At 68.3% G+C, this 21951-nt stretch carries 15 protein-coding genes; 4 read left to right on the forward strand and 11 right to left on the reverse strand.

Annotation, left to right across the window (positions count from 1 at the left end):
* Positions 1 to 3: 3 nt before the first annotated feature.
* From AC1ROD_RS05865 to AC1ROD_RS05915, 11 genes are all read right to left on the reverse strand, one after another.
* Positions 4 to 753 carry a FadR/GntR family transcriptional regulator gene (locus tag AC1ROD_RS05865; RefSeq protein ID WP_492947312.1) on the reverse strand — a complete coding sequence of 250 codons (750 nt, stop codon included), beginning with the start codon at positions 751 to 753 and terminating at the stop codon, positions 4 to 6.
* The gene (locus AC1ROD_RS05870) at positions 753 to 1583 is read right to left on the reverse strand and encodes a helix-turn-helix domain-containing protein (protein ID WP_492947313.1); all 831 of its coding nucleotides are present in this window, start codon (positions 1581 to 1583) and stop codon (positions 753 to 755) included. Before AC1ROD_RS05870 ends, AC1ROD_RS05865 begins: the two co-directional genes overlap by 1 nt.
* A gap of 84 nt (positions 1584 to 1667) precedes the next feature.
* Positions 1668 to 2621, reverse strand: coding sequence for an alpha/beta hydrolase (locus AC1ROD_RS05875; RefSeq protein WP_492947314.1), 954 nt, complete (start codon positions 2619 to 2621; stop codon positions 1668 to 1670).
* Positions 2622 to 2631: 10 nt separating this feature from the next.
* Positions 2632 to 4035, reverse strand: a complete 1404-nt coding sequence (locus AC1ROD_RS05880; protein WP_492947315.1) for an FAD-binding oxidoreductase — start codon at positions 4033 to 4035, stop codon at positions 2632 to 2634.
* A gap of 25 nt (positions 4036 to 4060) precedes the next feature.
* Positions 4061 to 6193: a TonB-dependent receptor gene (locus AC1ROD_RS05885; RefSeq protein ID WP_492947316.1), complete on the reverse strand. Its 2133-nt coding sequence runs from the start codon at positions 6191 to 6193 to the stop codon at positions 4061 to 4063.
* 112 nt (positions 6194 to 6305) lie between these two features.
* On the reverse strand, positions 6306 to 7256 hold the full coding sequence (locus AC1ROD_RS05890) for an ROK family protein (protein WP_492947742.1): 951 nt from the start codon (positions 7254 to 7256) through the stop codon (positions 6306 to 6308).
* Complete coding sequence (locus tag AC1ROD_RS05895; RefSeq protein ID WP_492947317.1) at positions 7256 to 8029, reverse strand: SDR family NAD(P)-dependent oxidoreductase; 774 nt, start codon at positions 8027 to 8029, stop codon at positions 7256 to 7258. Before AC1ROD_RS05895 ends, AC1ROD_RS05890 begins: the two co-directional genes overlap by 1 nt.
* A 7-nt stretch (positions 8030 to 8036) precedes the next feature.
* Positions 8037 to 9512, reverse strand: coding sequence for a carboxylesterase/lipase family protein (locus AC1ROD_RS05900; RefSeq protein WP_492947318.1), 1476 nt, complete (start codon positions 9510 to 9512; stop codon positions 8037 to 8039).
* A gap of 129 nt (positions 9513 to 9641) precedes the next feature.
* Positions 9642 to 10775 carry an N-acetylglucosamine-6-phosphate deacetylase gene (gene nagA, locus AC1ROD_RS05905; protein ID WP_492947319.1) on the reverse strand — a complete coding sequence of 378 codons (1134 nt, stop codon included), beginning with the start codon at positions 10773 to 10775 and terminating at the stop codon, positions 9642 to 9644.
* Positions 10775 to 11821, reverse strand: coding sequence for an SIS domain-containing protein (locus AC1ROD_RS05910; RefSeq protein WP_492947320.1), 1047 nt, complete (start codon positions 11819 to 11821; stop codon positions 10775 to 10777). Before AC1ROD_RS05910 ends, nagA begins: the two co-directional genes overlap by 1 nt.
* Complete coding sequence (locus AC1ROD_RS05915; RefSeq protein ID WP_492947321.1) at positions 11821 to 12564, reverse strand: GntR family transcriptional regulator; 744 nt, start codon at positions 12562 to 12564, stop codon at positions 11821 to 11823. Before AC1ROD_RS05915 ends, AC1ROD_RS05910 begins: the two co-directional genes overlap by 1 nt.
* 284 nt (positions 12565 to 12848) lie before the next feature.
* Between AC1ROD_RS05915 and AC1ROD_RS05920 the strand changes: the two genes are divergently transcribed.
* The 4 genes from AC1ROD_RS05920 to nagE all read left to right on the forward strand — a co-directional run bounded on the left by AC1ROD_RS05920 (position 12849) and on the right by nagE (position 21934).
* The gene (locus tag AC1ROD_RS05920) at positions 12849 to 15488 is read left to right on the forward strand and encodes a TonB-dependent receptor (RefSeq protein WP_492947322.1); all 2640 of its coding nucleotides are present in this window, start codon (positions 12849 to 12851) and stop codon (positions 15486 to 15488) included.
* Positions 15489 to 15601: 113 nt separating this feature from the next.
* Positions 15602 to 17722, forward strand: a complete 2121-nt coding sequence (locus tag AC1ROD_RS05925; protein WP_492947323.1) for a family 20 glycosylhydrolase — start codon at positions 15602 to 15604, stop codon at positions 17720 to 17722.
* Between the two features lies 1 nt (position 17723).
* Complete coding sequence (gene ptsP, locus AC1ROD_RS05930; RefSeq protein ID WP_492947324.1) at positions 17724 to 20261, forward strand: phosphoenolpyruvate--protein phosphotransferase; 2538 nt, start codon at positions 17724 to 17726, stop codon at positions 20259 to 20261.
* Entirely contained in the window at positions 20258 to 21934 is a 1677-nt protein-coding gene (gene nagE / locus AC1ROD_RS05935; protein WP_492947325.1) for an N-acetylglucosamine-specific PTS transporter subunit IIBC, read from the forward strand. Before ptsP ends, nagE begins: the two co-directional genes overlap by 4 nt.
* Positions 21935 to 21951 lie beyond the last annotated feature (17 nt).

The raw sequence follows: 21951 nt of genomic DNA on the forward strand, positions 1-21951 counted from the left end.
CTTTCAGGCGTCGTTGGCGCTCGGCCGACCGGACATCCCCTGCAGCACGTCGTCGATCGAGGCGTCGAAGTGGTCCTGCATGGCCGCCACGGCGGCGACCGGATCGCGATCGCGGATGGCGTGGGCGACCGCGAGGTGACGGTCCAGCGTCGCCCGCTTGTCCTCTTCCACCACGCGGGTGTCCCAGGCGGCGGGCACGGCGACCTCCATCAGATGGGCGAAGGAGGAGACGATCTGGACGAACAGGGCGTTGTGGCTGGCCGCCGCGATGGCCTGATGGAAGGCGATGTCGTGGCGGGTCATCGTCGGCCGGTCATCGACGTCGCGGACCATGGCCTCGGCCAGACGGACGATTTCGGCGGCCTCCGCGTCGGTGCGCGAGGTCGCCGCCAAAGCGACCGTCCGGGCCTCGATGGTGCGGCGCACGTCCCAGACCTCGGGCACGGTGATCTGGGCCGTGGAGACCGCGTGGTTCAGGGAAGAGGCGATCACCGAGCCGTCGATCGCCCCGACGCGGGCGCGCCGACCGTTGGCGACGTCGATCAGGCCCAGCGCGGCCAGGGCGCCGAAGGCCTCGCGGGTCACCGCACGGCTGACGCCGAGGCTCGCGACGAAATGGGACTCGCCCGGCAGATTGTCGCCGACGCGCAGGCCATGGTCGCGGATGTGGTCGGTGACGGCGTTGATCGTCGTCTGGACCAGAGAGACCGTCTGGGTCTCGGGGCTTGAGCCCGATGCGAACGGGATTCCCATCAGGCGGCCAGCCGGGCGGCGCGGTAGTCGGAGGGCGTCTGGCCGAAGCGGCGGCCGAAGGCGCGGGCGAAGCTGGCGTTGTTCAGATAGCCGTTCTCATAGCCGATGGAGGAGACCGGCAGGTCGGTGGTCTCCAGCATCCGGCTGGCCTCGATCAGGCGGCGCTCGACGATGGCCTCGGCGACGGTGCAGGCGAACATCTCGCGGAAGCCGCGGGTCAGCTTGTCCCGGTTCAGGCCGCACTGGGCGGCGATGGAGCCCAGCGACAGCTTCTCGTTCCAGCGGGCGTCGATCAGCTCGCGCACGGCCAGGATGCGGACCGCGTCCGTGTGCGACAGCGAGCCGTTGGTTGACAGCGGGGTCAGGGCGCGAGCGTCCAGCCGACGCCAGGTCTCCCACAGCAGTTCGATGGCCTTGGCGGCGCGATAGATCTCGCCCGCCTCGCCGAACCGGTCGCAGTCGCGCAGGGCCAGGGCGATGGCGCGCAGCTCGGGCGGCAGGTGATAGCCGTGATGCGCGTCGGCCTCCGGCTGGCTGACGCCCTCGATCCGGGCGAGCGCGGTGGGCGCGACGAGCAGCAGGATGCGGGTGGCGGCGGCGTTCTCGGCCAGCAGGCCGTTCACGGCGTTGGCGCCATAGACATGGACGGACGGCGCGACCTCGATGGCGCCGAGGCCATAGGCGACCGCGATGGCCTCGGTCGGAAGGACGATCCCTTCGAACGGACCCCGGCCGATCAGGACTGTCATCTCGGGTGAGACGACCAGGCTGATGAAACGGGACGGCCCCGGAGACGGAGTCTGGGCGTCGGTTTGCGCGTCGGGCTGCATGATGTTCCTCCTGCTTCTCTGTCGGAAGCTAGAAGGGGACGATGCACCTATCCGATAGGTCGTGCAAGACCTTTCAGATAGGTCTTAAGTCAGGAAGCGATGCAGGGCTGCGAAGCTGTCCCGCCGGGCCTGTTGGGCGACCGAGGCGGCCGGATCGAAGTCGAAGCCGTGATAACCGCCGGGATAGACATGCAGTTCGGTCGGCACTCCCGCCCGCAACAGCCGACGCGCGTATTCGAGGTCTTCCTCGAGGAAAAGGTCCAGTGATCCGGTCGAGACGAAGGCCGGGGGCAGGCCGGTCAGGTCCTCGGCGCGGGCGGCGGCCGCATAGGGGCTGACGCCGTCGGAGCCGGGCTCGACGCCCAGCAGGGCCGCCCAGCCGAAGCGGTTGTTGTGCGGCGTCCAGATGAACTCGCCGGTATGGGGATGCGGATCCGCATGGGTGACGGTGCGGTCGTCCAGCATGGGATAGATCAGGTGCTGGAAGGCGAGGGGATATTCGCCCCGATCGCGTGCGAGCAGGGCCAAAGCCGCCGCCAGTCCGCCGCCGGCGCTTTCGCCCATGACGCCGATCCGCGTCGGATCGACGCCCAGTCCGGCGGCGTTGGCGAAGGTCCAGGCCAGGGCGGCGTAGCAGTCCTCGATGGCTCCGGGGAAGCGGGTCTCCGGCGCCAGCCGGTAGTCGACGGTCACGATCACGCAGCCCAGCCGCGCGACCATGCCACGATGCTGGGCCTCCTGTCCGTCCACGGCCCCGATCACATAGCCGCCGCCGTGGATGTGGAAGATGCAGGGGAAGGGACCGGCGCCCGTCGGCCGATAGACCAGCACCCCGACCTCGGGCGCGCCTACCGGGCCGGGGGCTGTGCGGCGGGTCAGTTCGACGGCCTTCGACGCCGCATCCAGCTCGGGCGCCGGCAGTCGGTCGGCGCTTCGCAGGGCGGGCAGCATGTCCTCGGTCAGCGCCACCTTGGGCCAGGCGTCGAGCAGGGTCAGCAGCTCGGGGTCGACGAGGCGGCGGGTGTCGGTCGGGGTCATGCAGCAGTCTCTACAGGCTGAAAATCTTGCCCGGATTGAACAGGTCCTTCGGGTCCAGGGCGCGTTTGATCATGCGCATAAGATCGACCGCGTCGCCCAGTTCCGCGACCAGCCAGTCCTGCTTGCCCAGGCCGATGCCGTGCTCGCCGGTGCAGGTACCGTCCATGTCCAGCGCGCGTTGAACCAGAAGCTGGTTCAGGGCCTCGGCCTCCTCGGCCTCTTCCGGCTTGTTCGGATCGAGGACGAAGACGACGTGGAAATTGCCGTCGCCGACATGGCCCAGGATGGTCGCGGGGATGCTGGCGGTCGCGAGGTCCTTCTTGGTCTCAAGGATGCATTCGGCCAGGCGGCTGATTGGGACGCAGACGTCCGTGGCCCAGCCGACGCATCCCTTCCTCAGGCCGATGGCGGCGTAATAGGCCTCGTGCCGCGCCTTCCACAGCTTGGCCCGCTCCTCGGGCAGGTTCGACCAGCGGAACTCGCCGCCGCCGTTCTCCGCCGCGATGGCGGACACCGTCTCGACCTGCTCCTCGACATAGCGTTCCGAGCCGTGGAACTCGAAGAAGAGGGTGGTCTTCTCAGGGTAGTCCAGCTTCGACCAGGCGTTGACCGCCTTCATCTGCATGTCGTCCAGGATCTCGACGCGGGCGAGGGGGATGCCCAGCTGGATCGACTGGACCACGGTGTCGACCGCGCCCCCCAGGGTGTCGAAGCTGCACACCGCCGACATGATGGCCTCGGGGATGCCGTGCAGCCTCAGGGTCACCTCGGTGATGATCCCCAGCGTCCCTTCCGAGCCGATCATCAGCCGGGTCAGGTCATAGCCGGCGGCCGACTTGCGGGCCCGGCGGGCGGTGCGGATATCGCGGCCGTCCGGGGTGACCACGCGCAGATTGAGCACCGCCTCGCGCATCGTGCCGTAGCGCACCGCATTGGTGCCCGAGGCCCGGGTCGAGGCCATGCCGCCGATGGTGGCGTTGGCGCCGGGGTCGATGGGGAAGAACAGGCCGACGTCGCGCAGGTGCTCGTTCAGCTGCTCGCGCCGCACGCCCGCCTGGACCGTGACGTCGAAGTCCTCGGCGTTGACCTGCAGGATGGCGTTCATCTCCGACAGGTCCACCGTGACCCCGCCCCGCGTCGGCGTGGTGTTGCCCTCGATGGAAGTTCCCGCGCCATAGGGGATGACCGGGGTGTTGTGGGCGACGCACAGCTTGACCAGCGCGACGACTTCCTCGGTCGAATGGGCGAAGACCACCGCGTCGGGCAGCATGGTCTCGAAGTGGGCCTCCGAGGCGCCGTGCTGGGCCCGCATCGCCTCGCCCAGGTGCAGGCGATCCTGGAAGATCGCCCGCAAGCCCGTGAGCACGGCCTCCGGCAGCGGTGGCGTCGTCACCGACGTCGGCAAGGCGCTCATGACGCTTCCTCCCCCCGCCTTCGCCCTAGAACTTCGCGCTCAGCCGCACGCCGACCCGCCGCCCGTCGCCCGTGATGCCGAGGTCATGGACCAGCGCCGACGGGAAGCCGAAGGCCGCCAACAGGGACTTGTCGAGATAGCTGTCATAGTAGTCGGCGTCGAACAGGTTGGTCGCGAAGATCGAGGCGGTGTAGTTCCCCCACTCGTAAGCGACGTTGGCGTTGACGATCGTATAGGCCTCCAGCGTCGGGAAGACGGTGGGGCTGAGGGTCGAGCCGACGCGTTCGCCCTTGTAGCTGGCGGTCAGGTCGGTGCGCAGTTCGCCCGAGCCCAGCGGGTAGGTGAAGCTGCCGGTCACGAAGCCGTTGACGTCCGGCTGGAACAGGATCCGGTCCGACGGCAGGCCGTGGCCGATGATCGCCGCATATTCGCTGTCGTCGGTGATCCGCGCGTGGTTGTAGGTGCCGCCCGCCTTGAGCTGGAACATGGCGTTCGGCGTCCAGACGCCTTCCAGTTCGACGCCGTAGCTTTCGACCGAACCGGTGTTCAGGTTCACCGCGATCAGGCTGGGGGTCAGGGAGTTCTGGCCGATGTAGTGGCTGTAATCGTTGAAATAGATCGCCGAGTTCACCGTCAGGGTGCGGCTCTCGTTGGTGAACTTGTCGCCGAGCTCATAGGTCCAGACCGAGTCGCCCTGATAGAAGGGGTTCGGCGCGCCGGCCGGGTTGGCGCCGCCGCCGCGGAAGCCGCGCGAGATCGAGGCGTAGCTGGAGTGCTGCGGGTTCCAGGTCCGGCGCAGGGTGATCCGGGGCTCCCATTCATCGGCGGTATACTGGCCGACGGTGCCGTCGATCGAGACTTCCTGGTGGTCGAAGCGGATGCCGGCCGACAGTTCCCAGTCGTCGCCGAGGTTGTAGAAGCCGTTGGCGTAGATGGCCTGGGACTGCAGCTCGCTGTCGCGGATCGTGTGCTGCGGCAGGACCAGAGCGCCGAGCGGCAGGCCGAGCAGGAGGTAGCCGGCGTCGATGGTCTGGCTGATGTCGTCGGTGTTGTCCGATTTCTGGGCGAAGACGCCGATCAGGGTCGAGAAACGATCGCTCCAGTTGGTGTCGAAGCGGGCTTCGCCGGTGTAGGTCTGGCGGTCGTTGCGGCCGTCGAGGACGTTGATGGCGTTGACCGCGCCGAAGTCGCCGTCGCCCGAAGCCCGGCCGTCCTTGTCGTCATAGGCCAGGATGGTGGTCATGGTGGTGTTCGGCGTCAGGTCGACCACCAGCTTCGCATTGATCCCGGAGTAGGTGTACTCGGCCACGCTGTTGCGGTTCAGCAGGACGTCGTCGACATAGTTGGTCGGGCTGTTGACCGTGTTGTAGGCCGTCTGGGAGCCGGTGACCCGGTTCCAGTAGGCGTTGAGACTAAGCTCGGTGCGCTGGGCCTGCGGGATCTCCCAGACCAGGGTGCCGTTGACGGCCTGGGTCTCCAGCGGGCGCGCGTTTCCGCCGGCCAGCAGGTTCTTCGAGAAGCCGTCCTGGGTGTGATAGTTGGCCGCCAGACGGCCACGCAGGCTGCCCTCGATGATGGGGCCGGAGACGCTGGCGCCGTAGGTCTGATAGTTGTCCGGTCCGGCGTAGGAGGCCGTGGCGCGACCTTCGAAATGATCGGTCGGGGCGCGGGTGATGACGTTGATCGCGCCGCCCAGGGTGTTGTTGCCGAACAGGGTCCCCTGCGGGCCGCGCAGCACCTCGATCCGTTCCACGTCCACGACGGGGCTGTTCAGATAGGAGGTGTTGGGCTGGTAGATGCCGTCAATGAAGATGCCGACGCCCGGCTGGACGCTGTCGATCAGGGTGTTGCCGACGCCCCGGATGGCGAGGAAGGCGCGGCCGACGGCGTCGGAGGAAATGTTCAGGCCCGGGGTCAGGGCGGCGACGTCCTTGACCAGATTGATCTGCTCGCGCTCCAGGGTCTCGCCGGTGGTGGCGGTGACGGCGATCGGCACGTCCTGCAAGCGCTCTTCGCGTTTCCGGGCGGTGACGACGACGTCGTCGACCTGGGAGGCGCCGTCAGGGCCGGTGGGCTGGGCGGTCTGGGCGCTGGCGGCGCCGCAGGTCATCAGGGTGGCGATCGCCGTGCCGGCGGCGAGGATGGTGGTCAGGCGCATCGTGTTTCCCCCTATGGGTCCGCGCCGGGATTTTTCCCGGTCGCTGTTGAGGGAAGGCTAGGCGCGTAACCGACCTGTCTGAAAGGTCCGTCGGTGTGCTGGCCCGCAGGAATTATGCGCAGGCTTGTGCCGGTCGAAGGATCGGGGCTGCTTCTCCGGCATCGAGCGCGCCGAGAGCGAGAGCGATCGACCCCAGCGGCCCGGCCCGGTTGCCCAGAGCCGGATGAACCAGGAAGGCATCGATATCCTCGGCGATGCGGGGCGCGACGGCATAGCCGTTCAGGCTCTCGACGAGAGCGGCGCGGATGCGCGGCATCAGGTGTTTCTGGCCGAGGCCGACGCCGCCGCCGATCAGGATGCGCTCGGGCGCGGCGGTCAGGACGAGGTTGTGGAAGCAGCCGGCCAGGGCGTGGACGACGTCGTCCCAGACCGGATCGGTTCGGCTCAGGCTCTCGGCCGGAAAGCCCGCCTGGATGGCGATGGCGGGACCCGCGGCGATCCCTTCGACGCAGTCGCCGTGATAGGGGCAGGCGCCCGGCCAGGACCGGCCCTTGAGGCGCGGAACCCTGAGATGGCCCAGCTCGGCGTGGCCGAGGCCGCGGATCGGACGGCCTTCCACGATGGCGCCCACGCCGATTCCCGTGCCGACGGTGACATAGGCCCAGGACTGAAGCCCCTGCGCGCCACCCCATCGTCCCTCGGCCAAGGCCGCCGCGTTGACATCCGTATCCAGTCCCACCGGCACGCCGAAGCGCAGGGCCCGCTGGATCAGGGAGGTCCCGTTCCAGCCCGGCTTGGGCGTGTTGACGATGCAGCCATAGTCCGGGCGCCGGGGATCGAGCGCCAGCGGACCGAAGCCGGCGACGCCGATGGCTTCGAACCGATGCTTGATCCGCCATTCCCTCAGCCGGTCCTCAATGGCGTCGAGCGTCTCCTGCGGGGTGGTGGTGGCGATCCGGGCTTCGGCGCGGATGTCGTCCGGACCGGTGGCCAGAAGGACGACGCATTTGGTGCCGCCCAGCTCGATCCCCGCGACCAGAGGGGCCTCTTCACGCGCCGTCATCACCAGCAACTGTATCCGCCGTCGGCCAGGACGATGGAGCCGGTCATCAGGCTGGCGGCGTCCGAGGCGAGGAACAGGACGACCGAGGCCACTTCTTCGGGCTCGCCGAGCCGCGCCATCGGGGTGGAGTCGATCCAGCGCTTGTACATCGGGGCCTCGCGGTCGGCGAAGGCGTTCAGGGGGGTGGCGATATAGGTCGGGGCGACCGCGTTGACCCGCACCCCGCGCGGCGCCCATTCGGCGGCCAGCGACTTCGTCATCTGGTGCACGGCCGCCTTGGAGGCATTGTAGTGGGCCTGACCCTGCGGGCGGTTGACGATGAAGCCGCTCATCGAGCCGACGTTGACGATGCTGCCGGAGCCCTGGGCCAGCATGTGACGCCCGAAGGCGCGGGCGCACCAGAAGCTGCCGTTCAGATTGACGTTCAGGACATCGAGCCAGCGCTCGTCTTCCATGTTCTCGGCAGCGATCTCGCTGCGGGCGATGCCGGCGTTGTTGACCAGGACGTCGACGCGGCCGTGGCGGGCGACGATGTCGTCGGCCGCGCGTTGAACGGCGTCGGCGTCGGTGACGTCCAGTGTCAGACCCTCGACCGAATGGCCCTTGGCGGACATTTCCGCGATGGCCGTGGCGATGGCTTCCGGGTTGCGGTCGGCGATGATCACCCGCGCTCCGGCCTCGGCGAGAGCATCGACGCAGGACAGGCCGATGCCGCTGGCCCCGCCGGTGACGAAGGCCACGCGGCCGGTGAGCTTGAACAGATCGAGATACATGTCGGCCTCAGGACCAGAAGGGGGCGCAGGGGAGTTCGGCTTCGTGTTCGGCGGCGCCGATCTCCGGGCGGTAGACCTGCCGGGTCTGCGCGTCGAACTCGGGCCAGGGCAGGGAGCCGTCGCGGGCGTAGTCGACCCAGATCCGGTGCACATGGTCGGCCAGGGCCTGGGGCGGGGTCTCGCCGAGGAAGCCCTTGGCGCCCGTGCCGGTCGAGAGGGTGTCGAACACGAACGGCACCTCGACCGCATGGCAGGCGCCGAGTTCGCCGTTGAAGGCGGTCGAGCGCCAGCCGAACTCGTACATGTGGGTCCGGCCCTTGTGCGCGGCGGCATAGACCCGGGCCGGCCAGCGGAACATCAGATCGCCCATCGCCTCGGTCAGGGCCTCGCCTGGTTTGCCGCCGGGCTTGCGATAGGCCTTCAGCGTCGCCCCGGCGCGCGGCGCGGAACGACTGAGGACGAACCAGGCCAGCAGCTTGCCGACCTTGGCCTTCACCCCCGTGGGGATGAAGTAGAGGTTCATTTCCTCGCTGTTGGTGCCGATCAGCACATCGACCTCGGCGCCCGCGCCCTGCTTCAGGGCGTCCAGCGGCTTGATCGGGATGATGTCGTCGCCGACGACCGGGGCGAAGCGGCTGACACCGAAGGTCGGGTCGCGGCCCTCTTCGTCGCGCATATCGATGCGGGTGGTCGGCAGGGAGATCTTTTCCAGCGCCGCGAGGCCGCGCTCGATGGAGGCCGAGCGGAAGCCCGCCAATGTCGGAGCGACGCCGAGCAGCTTGGCCATCTTCGCCGTCACCCGCCGGGCGACCGACAGCGGACGGACGATGGAGCCATGACCGCTCTGGATGATGGCGCGGCGGAACAGGCCCTTCGCCGCCGGGGAGGGGACCAGGTCGCCGATCGACATGGCGCCGGCCGACTCGCCGAAGACGGTGACGTTCGCGGGATCGCCGCCGAAGGCCGCGATATTGTCCTGCACCCAGCGCAGGGCGGCGATGGTGTCGTGCAGGCCGAGATTCAGAGGCGCGCCGGGAATGGGCATGAAGCCGTCGACGCCCAGCCGATAGGTGATGGAGACCAGGATCACGCCGTCGCGGGCGAAGGCCGTCCCGTCCTGCACCGGCGCCATGGCCGAGCCGCCGACCCAGCCGCCGCCGTGGACCCAGACCATGACGGGCAGGCCGCCCTCGGCCTTCTCTGGCGTCCAGATGTTGAGGTTCAGATAGTCCTCGCCTCTGTCCCAGCCCGAGCCGACGAGGGGCGCGAGGTCGAGAGCCGGGAAATCCTTGAGCAGCCAAGGTGCGCTCGGGCCCTTGGCGCGGCCGTCCCATTCGTCCCAAGGCGCGTGAGGTTCGGGCAAGGCGAAGCGGCGCTCACCGACGGGCGCGGCCGCATAGGGAATGCCGAGGAAACGCGAGACGCCGTTCGCCGTCGCCCCCCTGACGGGGCCGCTGCGAGTGACGACGATGGGATCGGACATGGCGGGCCTCCGGCGCGGATTGCGAGGCCCAGACTAGAAGCAAATGACGGGGCAAGGGGCGGCGGCTGTTTGCCGTTCAGCAGTTACACCTTGCGCGCAGGACCTTCGTCATGCTGTCCGTTCATCAGGTCAGGGTGTCGGGGCGCCGTCAATCCAGGCGCCCGTGACGGTCAGGGCCTCGTCGATCGTCAGCAGACTGGCCCGGCTTCCGACCGCGATCCGGCCCAGGTCTTTCAAGCCCAGAAACTCGGCGGGCCAGGTCGACGCCATGGCCACGGCCGCCTCCAGGCCGAGGTCAAGAAGGTCGCGGGCATTGCGCACGGCTGTCGCCATATCGAGATCAGAGCCGGCCAGGACGCCGTTCCCGTCGCGACAGACGCCGTCCCGGACCTCAATGCGTCGGCCCTGCAGGAAGAAGTGGTCCTCGCCCGAACCGACGCTGGGCATGGCGTCGGTAACCAGCATGAAGCGGTTGAGGGGGCGGCAGCGCAAGGCCAGCTTCAGCACGACGGGATCGACATGGACGCCGTCCACGATCAGGCCGCACCAGGCGTTGATGTCTTCCAACGCCGCCCCGACAGCGCCAGGCGCGCGGCTGGTCAGCGGAGACATGGCGTTGAACAGGTGAGTGAAGCCGGTCATTCCGGCCCCGATCCCCGCGCGGGTCTCGGCATAGTCCGCGTCCGTATGGCCGGCCGCGACCACGGCGCCCCCGGCGACCAGGGCGCGGATCATGTCAGGCGTGGTCATTTCCGGAGCGAGGGTCACGAGGGTCTTGCCGCCTTTCAGCCTGGTCAGACGGGCGACGGCCTCGGCGTCCAGGGTGCGGAATTTCGAAGCGTCGTGCACGCCCTTGCGAGATTCGTTGAGGTAGGGGCCCTCGATATGGATCCCGATGACACCGGGGACGCCCTGCGCGATCGCGGCCTCCACGGCGTCGATTGCGGTATCGATGACGGAGAGGTCGTCGCTGATCAGGGTTGGAAGGAAGCCGGTCGTGCCATAGCGGCGATGGGCCTGTCCGATGGCGTCGATGCACTCGACGGTCGGGCAGTCATTGAACAACACGCCTCCGCCGCCGTTGACCTGGGTGTCGAGGAAGCCCGGGATCAGCATCCTTCCGGCCAGATCGACCGCCTCGCCGTCGGGCGCGCCGGAAGCGGGCCCAACGCGCACGATCCGGTCACCGTCGATGGTGACGGCCGCGTTTTCGGCGAAGGCGCCGTCTATCAGGATGGGGCCATTGCTGAAGGTGGTCGGCATCAGACGGTCTCGGTGACCTTGTTGAGATAGGGCGGCCGGTCCGGATCGTAACCGCGTGCGACAGCGACCTCTGCGGCCAGGCGATAGAAGCTCTGGATCATCAGGATGGGCTGCACCGCCGGATGGGCGGGAAGGGCGGGCAGGGCGATGGTTCCTTGCACAGGAGAAACATCGGGCAGGATGACCTTCGCGCCGCGAGCCGCGAACTCCGAAGCCAGCGCCAGGGTGTCGTCGCGGCTTTCATCATCCTGGGGCAGGACCAGGACCGGGAAGCCGGATTTGACCAGCGCCATGGGGCCGTGACGGATTTCCGCGGCGCTGAAGGCCTCGGCGTGAAGGCCGGAGGTTTCCTTGAGCTTGAGGGCCGCTTCGCGCGCTGCGCCATATCCGGGGCCCCGGCCGACGACGTAGAGGTCGCGCGCCTCTGTCAACGTAGGCAGGGCCGCGGACCAGTCGAGCGCCCAGGCCTCGGCGAGCCGATCCGGCAGGGTCTCCAGCGCGGCGAGCAGCGCCTCGTCGTCGAGCCAATGGCCGATCATCTGGGCCAGCGCGGTCAGACTGGCGATGAAGGATTTGGTGGCGGCCACCGAGTACTCCGGGCCGGCCCGCACGGGCACGACGGCGTCGGCGGCGCGGGCCAGCGGCGAGTCCTCGACATTGACGACAGCGATCACGAAGGCGCCGCCGTCCCGGGCGGCGGCGACCGAGGCCAGAAGGTCGGGGCTCTTGCCCGACTGCGACACGGCGATACAGACCACCCCGCGCATGTTCTGGGCCGTTGAATAGACCGAGGCCACCGATGGGGCGGCCGAACTGGTGAGCAGGCCGGCTCCGGTCTCGATCAGGTGGCGGGCGAAGACGCCGGCGTGGTCGGAACTGCCGCGCCCGCAGATCAGGGCCGCAGTAGGCGCGAAGTCCCGCAGGCGCCGACCCAGGGCTTCGGCGATGGGGCGGTTGAGGCGTAGCTGCTCCGCGACCACGCGTCCGGAATCGGCCGCTTCCCGAAACATCAGGGTGTCAGCGACCTGCTTTTCGACAAGCCGCATCAGGCCGGACCGTCGTTGAGCTCGGCGACGAAGTCGTAGGCGTCGCCACGGTAGAAGGATTGGGTGACCTCGACGGCCTGGCCGGTCCGGGAAAAGGCGCGGCGTTCAATCAGGAGCCCTGCCGCGCCCGGGGCGACCCCCAGAAGCTCGGCCTGTTCGGTGGTGAACAGAACGGCGCGCAGGCGTTGCAGGGCGCGGGTGGGCCGCTGGCCGTTGGCGTCCAGCGCCTGGTAGAGCGAAGGCTCCACCGCTTCCAGTGAGGGCAGGCACGACGCCGGCACGGTCGAATACTCCAGCGCCATCGGCATGCCGTCGGCGTAGCGGATCCGGTGGTAGCGATAGACGGCGGTGCCGGGGCTGAGGCCGAGGGTCAGGGACTCCTCCGGAGTCACCGCCCCCTCGGTGCGGCTGAGCCAGGAGCTGGTCGCCTTGCGTCCCCGCGCCGCCATGTCCTCGGAGAAGGACGTCAGCTTAGAAAAGCTTTTCTCGACGCGGGCGGCGACGAAGGTGCCGGCGCCCTGACGGCGAGACAGCAAGCCCTCGGCGACCAGACCGTCGAAGGCCTTGCGGACTGTTATGCGCGACACATCCAGCTCGGCCGCCAGATCCCGCTCGGCGGGAAGCGCCTGATCCGCCTTGAGTACGCGCTGGGCGATGGCCTCGCGGACCGCCTGCTGCAGCTGCTGGTAAAGCGGGGCCGGGCGGCGGGCGTCCAGCGTTCCGATCAGTTCAGAGAATGACATGGGCTCCCCGGGCGATGGAACAGACTTGACCTATCGCTGTGATCATCACAACCCATCTGACCAAACCAATCAAGAACCAATCTTAGAAAAAGATATGTCCAATGTGACGATTTGGGCTTGTCAGAGATGATTGTTCGATGACAGGCTCCATTCCACGGCCTTTTTCGGAGGGTCCACGGGAGCGGAGGGCCTTTATTGGTCTTCTATTGGCATTGTCAGGGATCGCTGGGGAGCGGACCTGCTACATTGGAGGGGATTGGGTCATGCGTAATTGTCGGGCTTTGATGATCGGAACCGTCAGCGCGCTGGCGCTGTCGGCAGGCGCCGCCATGGCGCAGGACGGCCAGTCCGCCACCACGGTCGATGAGGTGGTCGTCACCGGCATCCGTGCGTCGATCCTGGAATCGATCGGCACCAAACGAAACGCCGACGCCGTCGTCGACGTCGTGACCGCCGAGGATGTCGGCAAATTCCCGGACAAGAACGTGGCTGAAGCGCTGCAGCGGGTCCCGGGCGTCGTCATCAATCGCGAGTTCGGCGAAGGCGAGCGGGTCTCGCTGCGCGGCACCTCGCCCAACCTGACGCGGACCCTGATCGACGGCCACGGCCTGGCCACCGCCGACTGGTTCATCCTTGAGCAGCTGTCGGCGACCCGCAGCTTCAACTTCCTCATGCTGCCCTCCGAGATCATCGGCCAGACCCTGGTCTACAAGAGCCCGACGGCCGATCTGGAAGAAGGCGGCATCGGCGGCACGATCGACACCCGCACCCGCCGCCCGCTCGACCTGAAGGAATTCGAGGCCTTCGGCTCGGTGCAGGGCGCCTACAATGAGAACGCGGGTGATCTGGACCCGAACGCCTCGGCCCTGGTCAGCTGGCACAATGCGGACAAGACGCTCGGCGTCCTGGTCGCGGGCATCTATCAGAAGCGCAACATCCGCCGCGACGGCGTTGAAGTGCTCGGCTATTTCGACAACGACCCGGGCGCGGGCACCCTGCTGGTTCCGTCGCTGATCGGCTCGGCCCTGTTCGAGCAGGAGCGGGTGCGTGAAGGCGCCAACTTCGCCGTCCAGTGGCGGCCCACCGATCAGATCGATCTGACCCTGACCGGCCTCTATTCGCGCTTCGGCGCCGACAACTTCAACCAGAACTATCTCGCCTGGGGCTCCAACGCGCTGGGCGGCGGCGGGACCCTGACCAACACCACGGTGGTGGACAATACGGCAGTGGCCGGCACCATCACCTCGACGCCCGGCGGCCGCGGCGCGGTGTTTGACGCCATCGACCGCGACGCCGAGGCGACCACGAGCAACATCGCCCTCGACGGCAAATTCACGCCGAACGACCGCCTGACCCTGGACTTCAAGGTGGGCTACACCGAAGCCAGTGGCGACACGACCAACCAGCCGTTCGTCGAGTTCGGCGCCCCGGCCGCCTTCACCTATGACCTGCGCGGCAAGACGCCCCAGGTCACCTTCCTGAACCTGGATCCGACCGATCCGACCGACATGCAGTTCGACTTCGCGTCCCTGCACGAGGTGACCAACGACGACAGCGAGCTCTACGCCTATGTCGACGGCAAGTATGACGTCGACCTCGGGCCGCTCCATGCCGTCAAGGTCGGGCTGAAATACACCGACCACGACCGCGACACCGACTTCCAGGCGACCACCTACGGCGGGTTCTTCCTGCCGCTGGCGGCCACGGGCTGCGGCGGCGCCGCCTGTACGCCGGCCAGCTTCGCAGGCGGTCTGACACCCAACGACTATCTCGACGACATCAAGGCGCCCGGCACCCTGGCCTCCTACTGGCAGGTCGACCGGGGCAAGCTGGAATCGATCCTCTACGGCCTGCCGGCGAGCGTTCGGGCCCGGGTGTCGAACTATCCGGAAATCTTCTCGGTCAACGAGAAGGCGGCCGGCGCCTATGTGATGGGCGAGTTCGCAGGCGAGGGCTGGCGCGGCAACATCGGCGTGCGCGTGGTCCGCACGGACCAGAGCTCGAGCGGCTACGTCAACGCCCTGGTGGCGTCCCCGACCAATGTCTCCAACGCCTTCGGGACCTTCGCGGCGGTCAGCGCCGATCGCAGCTATACCGACGTTCTGCCCAGCGCCAACTTCGCCTTCGATCTGACGGACGACGTGGTGCTGCGCTTCGCGGCGGCGCGGACGATGGCCCGTCCCGACTTTACCGACGTCGCCCCGCGCACCTCGCTGAACCCGGGGTCGCTGACCGGCGTCGGCGGTAATCCGAACATCGATCCCTACCGCGCCAACCAGTTCGACCTGTCGCTGGAATACTATCCGGAGCGCGGCACGATCTTCTCGGCGGCGGTCTATTACAAGGACATCGAGAGCTTCATCACCGACGCGCCGTCGCTCGAAACCTTCGCGATCGAGACGACCACGCCGAACCTGTCGCTCTGTACGGCGGCCGGTCCGGCCAATCCGGTCCTCTATAACTGCCAGTTCACGATCAATCGCCGCGCCAACGGCGGCGGTGCGCGACTGCAGGGGATCGAGCTGGCTGTGGTGAAGAACATCTGGCGCGGCTTCGGCGTCCAGGCCAACTACACCTACTCCGACGTGCAGACCGAAAGCGGCGATCCGATGCCGGGCAACTCCGAGCACTCGTACAACGCTTCGGTCTTCTACGAGGACGACACCTTCTCGGCCCGGGTGGCCTACAACTACCGTTCGGAGTTCTTCGTGACCTTCGACCGGTCGACCCAGCTGAACCAGGACGCCATCGGTTCGCTGGACGCCTCCTTCGCCTGGAACGTCACGCCGCAGGTCGCCCTGACCCTGGAAGGCCAGAACCTGCTGGACGAGGACATCATCCAGTTCGCCGGCGACAAGGTTCGTCCGCGCGCCACCTACGACAACGGCCGCGCCCTCTATGCCGGCGTGCGATACCGCTACTAGACCCTGACCGACTGGGCGGAGAACGGGCGACCGTTCTCCGCCTGTTTTTCCCGGGTGCGACGACCTAGGCTCCGTATGGACCTGCGTCAGGTTCGCCGGATCGGAAGCGTGCGATGTCGAAACTGCCTGCCGTCCTCCTGACCTTCCTGGCCCTGTCCGTGGGGGGCTGCGCCGGCCTCGGAGTTCCGGCTGGGTCGATGCCCGCTCCCGCTGCGGCCATTATCCCCGAGCCCGCGAGCGTGGAGCCCGGGGAGGGCGTCTTCGTCCTCAGGACCGGCGTCCGCCTGGCCATCCCTGCTGGCGACGGGCAGGCGAGGGCGACCGCGGAGCGGTTCGCCGATCTGCTGCAACGCACGCGCGGTCTGTCCGTGACGGTGGTCGAGGGCGGCCGGGGCGAGATCGTCCTGACACGCACGACGACGGCGGCGGCCGAAAGCTATGCCCTCGACGTGCGGTCGAGCGGCGCGACAATTTCCGCCGGCGACGATGCCGGGCTGCAATACGGGCTCATCAGCCTTTGGCAGCTGGCGACGCAGACCGAGGCCGGGCCCGCGCCGATCGCGGCCGTGCATATTCAGGACGCGCCGCGCTTCGGCTGGCGCGGCGTGATGCTGGACTCCGCGCGCCACTATCAGTCGCCGGAGTTCATCAAGGGCTTCATCGACTGGATGGCCCTGCACAAGTTGAACGTCTTCCACTGGCATCTCACCGACGACCAGGCCTGGCGCCTCGAGATCCGCCGTCACCCCAAACTGACCGAGGTCGGCGCCTGGCGGGTGCCTGAGGGTGAGGCGGCACGGGCGGATATCGATCCGGCGACCGGTCAGCCTCGCCTCTACGGCGGCTTCTACAGCCAGGACACGGTGCGCGAAATCGTCGCCTACGCCGGTGCTCGCAACATCACGATCGTTCCCGAAATCGATGTGCCGGGGCATGCCAGCGCGGCGGTCGCGGCCTATCCCGAACTGGGCGTCCAGGATGCGCCGGACAGCGCCGTGCGCGCTGTGCCATCGGACTGGGGCGTCTACCACACCCTGTTCAACACCGATGAGACGACCATCGTCTTCCTGCAGGAGGTGCTGGGCGAGGTGATCGACCTGTTCCCCGGCCAGTATGTGCACCTGGGCGGCGACGAGGCGGTCAAGGATCAGTGGAAGGCCTCGCCGAGCACCCAGGCCCATATGCGCGCGCTCGGGATCACCGACGAGAACGCCATGCAGAGCTGGTTCATGGGGCGGATGGAGCGGTATCTGAACCAGCATGGCCGCCGCCTCATCGGCTGGGACGAAATCCTCGAAGGCGGCCTGCAAGGCAATGCGGCCGTCATGTCCTGGCGCGGGATCGCCGGCGCGGTCGAGGCCGCCCGCCTGGGCCATGACACGGTGCTGACCGCCCAGCCGACTCTCTATCTCGACAATCGCCAGAGCCCGAACGACGGCGCGCCCGGTCGCGGACGAGTGGTCTCGGTTCAGGACATCTACGACTTCGATCCGGTCCCTGCGGCCCTCACGCCGGAACAGGGCGCCCATGTTCTTGGGGTGCAGGTCAATCTGTTCACCGAGCACATGGTGAGCGAGGACCGGGTGGAATACATGGCCTATCCCCGGATCGCGGCCCTGTCGGAACTCGCATGGTCTCGGCCGGAGGCGAAGGGCTGGGACGACTTCAGCCGCCGGCTTCGGCCCCAGCTGTCGCGCTATCGCCGGCTGGGCATCGACTATGCCGAGGCCGCGCTGGACACCGACCAACTGGCGCCGCCGGCCGACGGCGAGCGCCGCTACGATCACCAGATGAAGCTGTGCACCGAAGGGCTGGTCCTGACCCTGATCGACGACGCGCCTGTGCAGGGCGAACGCGCGGCCTACAAGATGGACATCATGAACCCGTGCTGGACCTATCAGGCCGCGGATCTGACGCAGGGCGTCATGCTGGAGGCCGCCGTCGGACAGGTGCCTTTCAACTTCCAGATCGGGGCTGATATCGCCAAGGTCCATGTGCGTCCGGCCGCCGGACCGGTCGGTGAATTCGAGGTGCGGATTGACGGCTGCGAGGGAGCGGCCGTCCTCTCGATCCCACTGACGGAAGCGGCGCGATCGCACGGCGTGACGGTGCTGAAGGGTCGGCTGCCGGCTCTGGCGGGGCCGCACGATCTGTGCCTGACGTTCGCCCAGCACGGCATCGATCCGATGTGGGCGGTGGACTGGGTCAGGCTGAGCCCGACGGGAGCGAACTGACATGGGCGTGGTGACGCTTCTGGCGCCGATCACCGGCTGGGCCGCCCCCCTCGACGAGGTTCCCGACGCCGTCTTTTCACAACGGATGCTGGGTGACGGCCTTGCGATCGACCCGACCGAGGGAGAGGTGCGGGCGCCGTTCGACGGGGTCATCACCGTCCTGCCGGCCTCACGCCACGCGGTCAGCATCCGCAGCGACGAAGGCTTCGAGGTCTTGATCCATATCGGGCTCGAGACCGTCGGGCTGCACGGCCGGGGCTTCGTGGCCCATGCGGCCGAGGGCGACCGGGTGAAGGCCGGAGATCGTCTTTTGACCTTCGATCTGGACGCCGTGGCGCGCGGCGCAACCAGCCTGATCACGCCCGTGGTTGTGACCGGCGACGGCTGGACCCTTTCGGGGCGGGTGACGGACCGGCTGGTAACGGCGGGTCAGCCCGTGCTGCGGATCGAGGGCGGAAGCCCGGCCGGGGCAGAGGCGACACCGGAGGGGTCGGCAAGCCGCACCATCCGGTCGCCTCTGCCCCATGGTCTCCACGCCCGACCGGCGGCCCGGGTTGCGGGCGTCGCCGCCGCGCACCGGGCCCGGATCACCCTGGGGGTCGGTCAACGCACTGCCAGCGCGTCAAGCCCGGTCGGGATGATGGCTCTGGGTCTGCGCGCCGGCGATGACCTGACGCTGAGCGCATCCGGGCCTGACGCCGAGGCGGCTGTGGCGGCTCTGGCCGAGCTGATCCTGTCCGGAATGGGCGAGAAGACCGGGCCAGGCCACGCCGCGCTGGCGACGACGACGATCGCCTCGGCCGGACCCGTGGCGGGTGAGGACGGCGAACTGATCTTCTCCGGCGTCTGCGCGGCGCCCGGCCTGGTGGTCGGCACGGCGATCCACCTGCGGCTGAGCGAAATCGTGATCCCTGAAGCCGGGCAGGGCGTGGCGCACGAGGCGGCGGCTCTGGATGCGGCGCTGAAGGCTGTCGGCGCGCGGCTTGAGGGTAGCGTCTCGGGCGGCTCGGTGGAACGGCGCAGCATACTGGCGGCCCATGCCGCGTTCCTGACCGATCCCGAATTGGTCTCCGCCGCGCATCAGGCCGTCGCCGAGGGACGAAGCGCCGCCTTCGCTTGGCGGTCCGCCTGTGGGGCGACCGCCGGCCTGCTGCGCTCGCTCGGCGATCCCCGGATGGCCGAGCGCGCCGACGACCTGATGGATATCGAGCGGCAGGTGCTGGTGCAGCTGACGGGCGCGGAGCCGGCCTCGCCGCTGGCGCTGGGGCCGGGCGATGTTCTGCTGGCCGATGACCTTCTTCCCTCCCAGCTGATCGCCCTGGACGGCGCGCGCCTCGCCGGGATCTGCACCGCGCGAGGCGGACCCACGTCCCACGTCGCCATCCTGGCCGCCGCCATGGGCGTGCCTTGCCTCGTGGCGGCAGGCGAAGGTATGGATCGGGTCGCGGACGGAACTCTGGTGGTGCTGGACGCGGACGGACGACGCCTGACCGCCTCGCCCTCGGCCCAGACCTTGGCGGCCTCGGAAAGCCGCGCCGCCGCCGACCGTCGGCGCAAGGCCGATGCCCGGGCCGCGTCCGGCGAACCTTGCCGCACCGCAGACGGCGTACGGATCGAGGTCTTCGCCAATCTGGGCGCGGTGTCCGAAACCGCAGGCGCGGTAGCCGGGGGCGCGGAAGGCTGCGGACTGTTGAGAACCGAATTCCTGTTCCTCGACCGGCAGACGCCGCCCGACGAGCGCGAGCAACTGGATCAGTACCAGGCCATCGCCGACGGACTTCAGGGACGGCCGCTCATCGTGCGGACGCTGGACGCCGGTGGGGACAAGCCCTTGCCCTATCTGCCCATGCCGCATGAGGACAATCCGGCGCTGGGTCTTCGCGGAGTCCGGTCAGGCCTGCTGCATCCCGAGCTGCTTCTGACCCAGATGCGGGCCGTCTGCCGGGTCCGGTCGGCGGGGGCTGTGGCTGTCATGCTGCCCATGATCGCCTCCGTCGCCGAGGTGCGTCAGGCGCGCGCCCTGCTGGACCGCGCAGCGACGGACACCGGTTCGGCGACGCCTCTTCTGGGCGTGATGATCGAGACCCCGGCGGCGGCGATGACGACGGATCTCCTGCGGCCGGAAATCGACTTCGTCTCCCTCGGGACCAATGACCTGACCCAGTACGCCCTGGCCATGGACCGGCAGAACCCGCATCTGGCGGCGCAGCTCGACGGGCTGCATCCGGCCGTGCTGAGGCTGATCGCGGCCGCTGCCGCAGGCGCAGGGGACCTCCGCTGGACCGGCGTCTGCGGCGGGCTGGCGTCCGACCGACTGGCCGCGCCGATCCTGATCGGACTGGGCGTCACCGAACTCTCCGCGGCTCCCGCGATGGTCGCCGAGATCAAGGCCGTCGTGCGCACCCTGACCCTGGGCGAATGCCGGGCGCTGGCCGGCTCGGCCCTGGCGGCTGAGAGCGCGGACGCCGTCCGCCAACTGGCCGCCGAAGCCCTTGATCGAAGCCGAACCCCGCGCCAACCCGCAGGAGCGCCCGCATGAAGATCGGTCTGTCCAGCCTTCAGCCGCTCGGCCGGGCGCTGATGCTGCCCATCGCGGTCTTGCCGGTGGCGGGCCTGCTGCTGCGCCTCGGCCAGCCGGATCTCCTGGACATCGCCTTTCTGGCCGCGGCGGGCCAGGCGGTCTTCGCCAATCTGGGCCTGTTGTTCGCCATCGGCGTGGCCGTGGGCTTCGCGAAGGACAACAACGGCGCGGCCGGTCTGGCGGGGGTGGTCTGTTTTCTGATCGCCACCGAAGGCGCCAAGGCGTTGATCGCGGTTCCGCCCGAAGCGGTTGCCGACATGACCGAGGCTGCCGCGAAGCTTGCCGCGGCGGCGTTCAAGGACAGTGCGATAGCTCGTCTGGGCGTGCCGCTGGGCATCCTCTCCGGCCTGATCGCGGGAAGCTTCTACAACCGCTTCTCCACCCTGCAGCTTCCCGAATATCTGGCCTTCTTCAGCGGCCGGCGGTTCGTACCCATCGTCTCTGGCCTTGCGGGGCTGGCGCTGGCGCTTGCCGTCGGCCTCGGCTTCACGGCGCTCGATCACGGGATCGATGTCTTCAGTCGCGCCATCGTCGGGTCGGGCGAGATCGGGCTGTTCGTCTACGGCGTGCTCAACCGCCTGCTGATCATCACCGGGCTGCATCACATCCTGAACAACGTCGCCTGGTTCATCGTCGGCGACTACGGCGGGGTGACGGGTGATCTGAACCGGTTCTTCGCGGGCGACCCGACCGCGGGGAAGTTCATGAGCGGCTTTTTCCCGGTGATGATGTTCGGCCTGCCGGCGGCCTGTCTGGCCATGTACCACAGCGCTCGACCGGATCGTCGCAAGGCCGTCGGCGGAATGCTGGGGTCTCTGGCCCTGACGGCCTTCCTGACCGGTGTGACCGAGCCGATCGAGTTCACCTTCATGTTCCTGGCTCCGGTGCTCTACGCCATCCATGCGGTTTTGACGGGCCTGGCCATGGTCATCATGAGCCTGCTGGGATCGCACCTCGGCTTCACCTTTTCCGCCGGTCTGTTCGACTATGTCATCAACTACGGGCAGGCCACGCGGCCGTGGATGCTGGCGCCTGTCGGACTGGTGTACGGACTGATCTATTACGGCCTGTTCCGCTTCTTCATCGAGCGGTTCGACCTGAAGACGCCCGGGCGTGAGCCGGCCGAAGCCTCGCCGATGACACAGAGGTTCGTGAGCGGGACATCCCCTTCCGGGGCGCCGTCGCGCGCCAGCGCCTTCGTCGCCGCGCTGGGCGGGGCAGCCAACCTGAACACGGTCGCAGCCTGCACGACGCGACTGAGACTGACGATCCACGACCAGGCCCGGGTTGACGAGGCGGAGCTTCGAGCCTTGGGCGCGCGCGGCGTGCTGGTCCTGTCGACCACGGACCTTCAGATCATCCTCGGCCCCGTTGCGGATGCAGTGGCCGATGAGATCAACCGCCTGATCCAGAGCGGGATGGATGGGCCCACTACCGGCGAACCCGAAATCGACGACGCCTTGGGCGGCTCGGCCAATATCCGTTCAGTCCAGGCCCGCGGATCGCGCCTGCTTGTCCAGGTCATCGACGGCGCCGCCATTGACTGGGCCCGCCTTTCCTCGACGTCGCTCAGGGCCAGCGTTTCGACGGGCGAAGACACCTTGCAGCTGATCACGAGGCCGTCGAGGTGATCGGGAGAGCAGCGTCA

The sequence above is a fragment of the Brevundimonas sp. GW821-FHT12E07 genome, assembly GCF_058807035.1.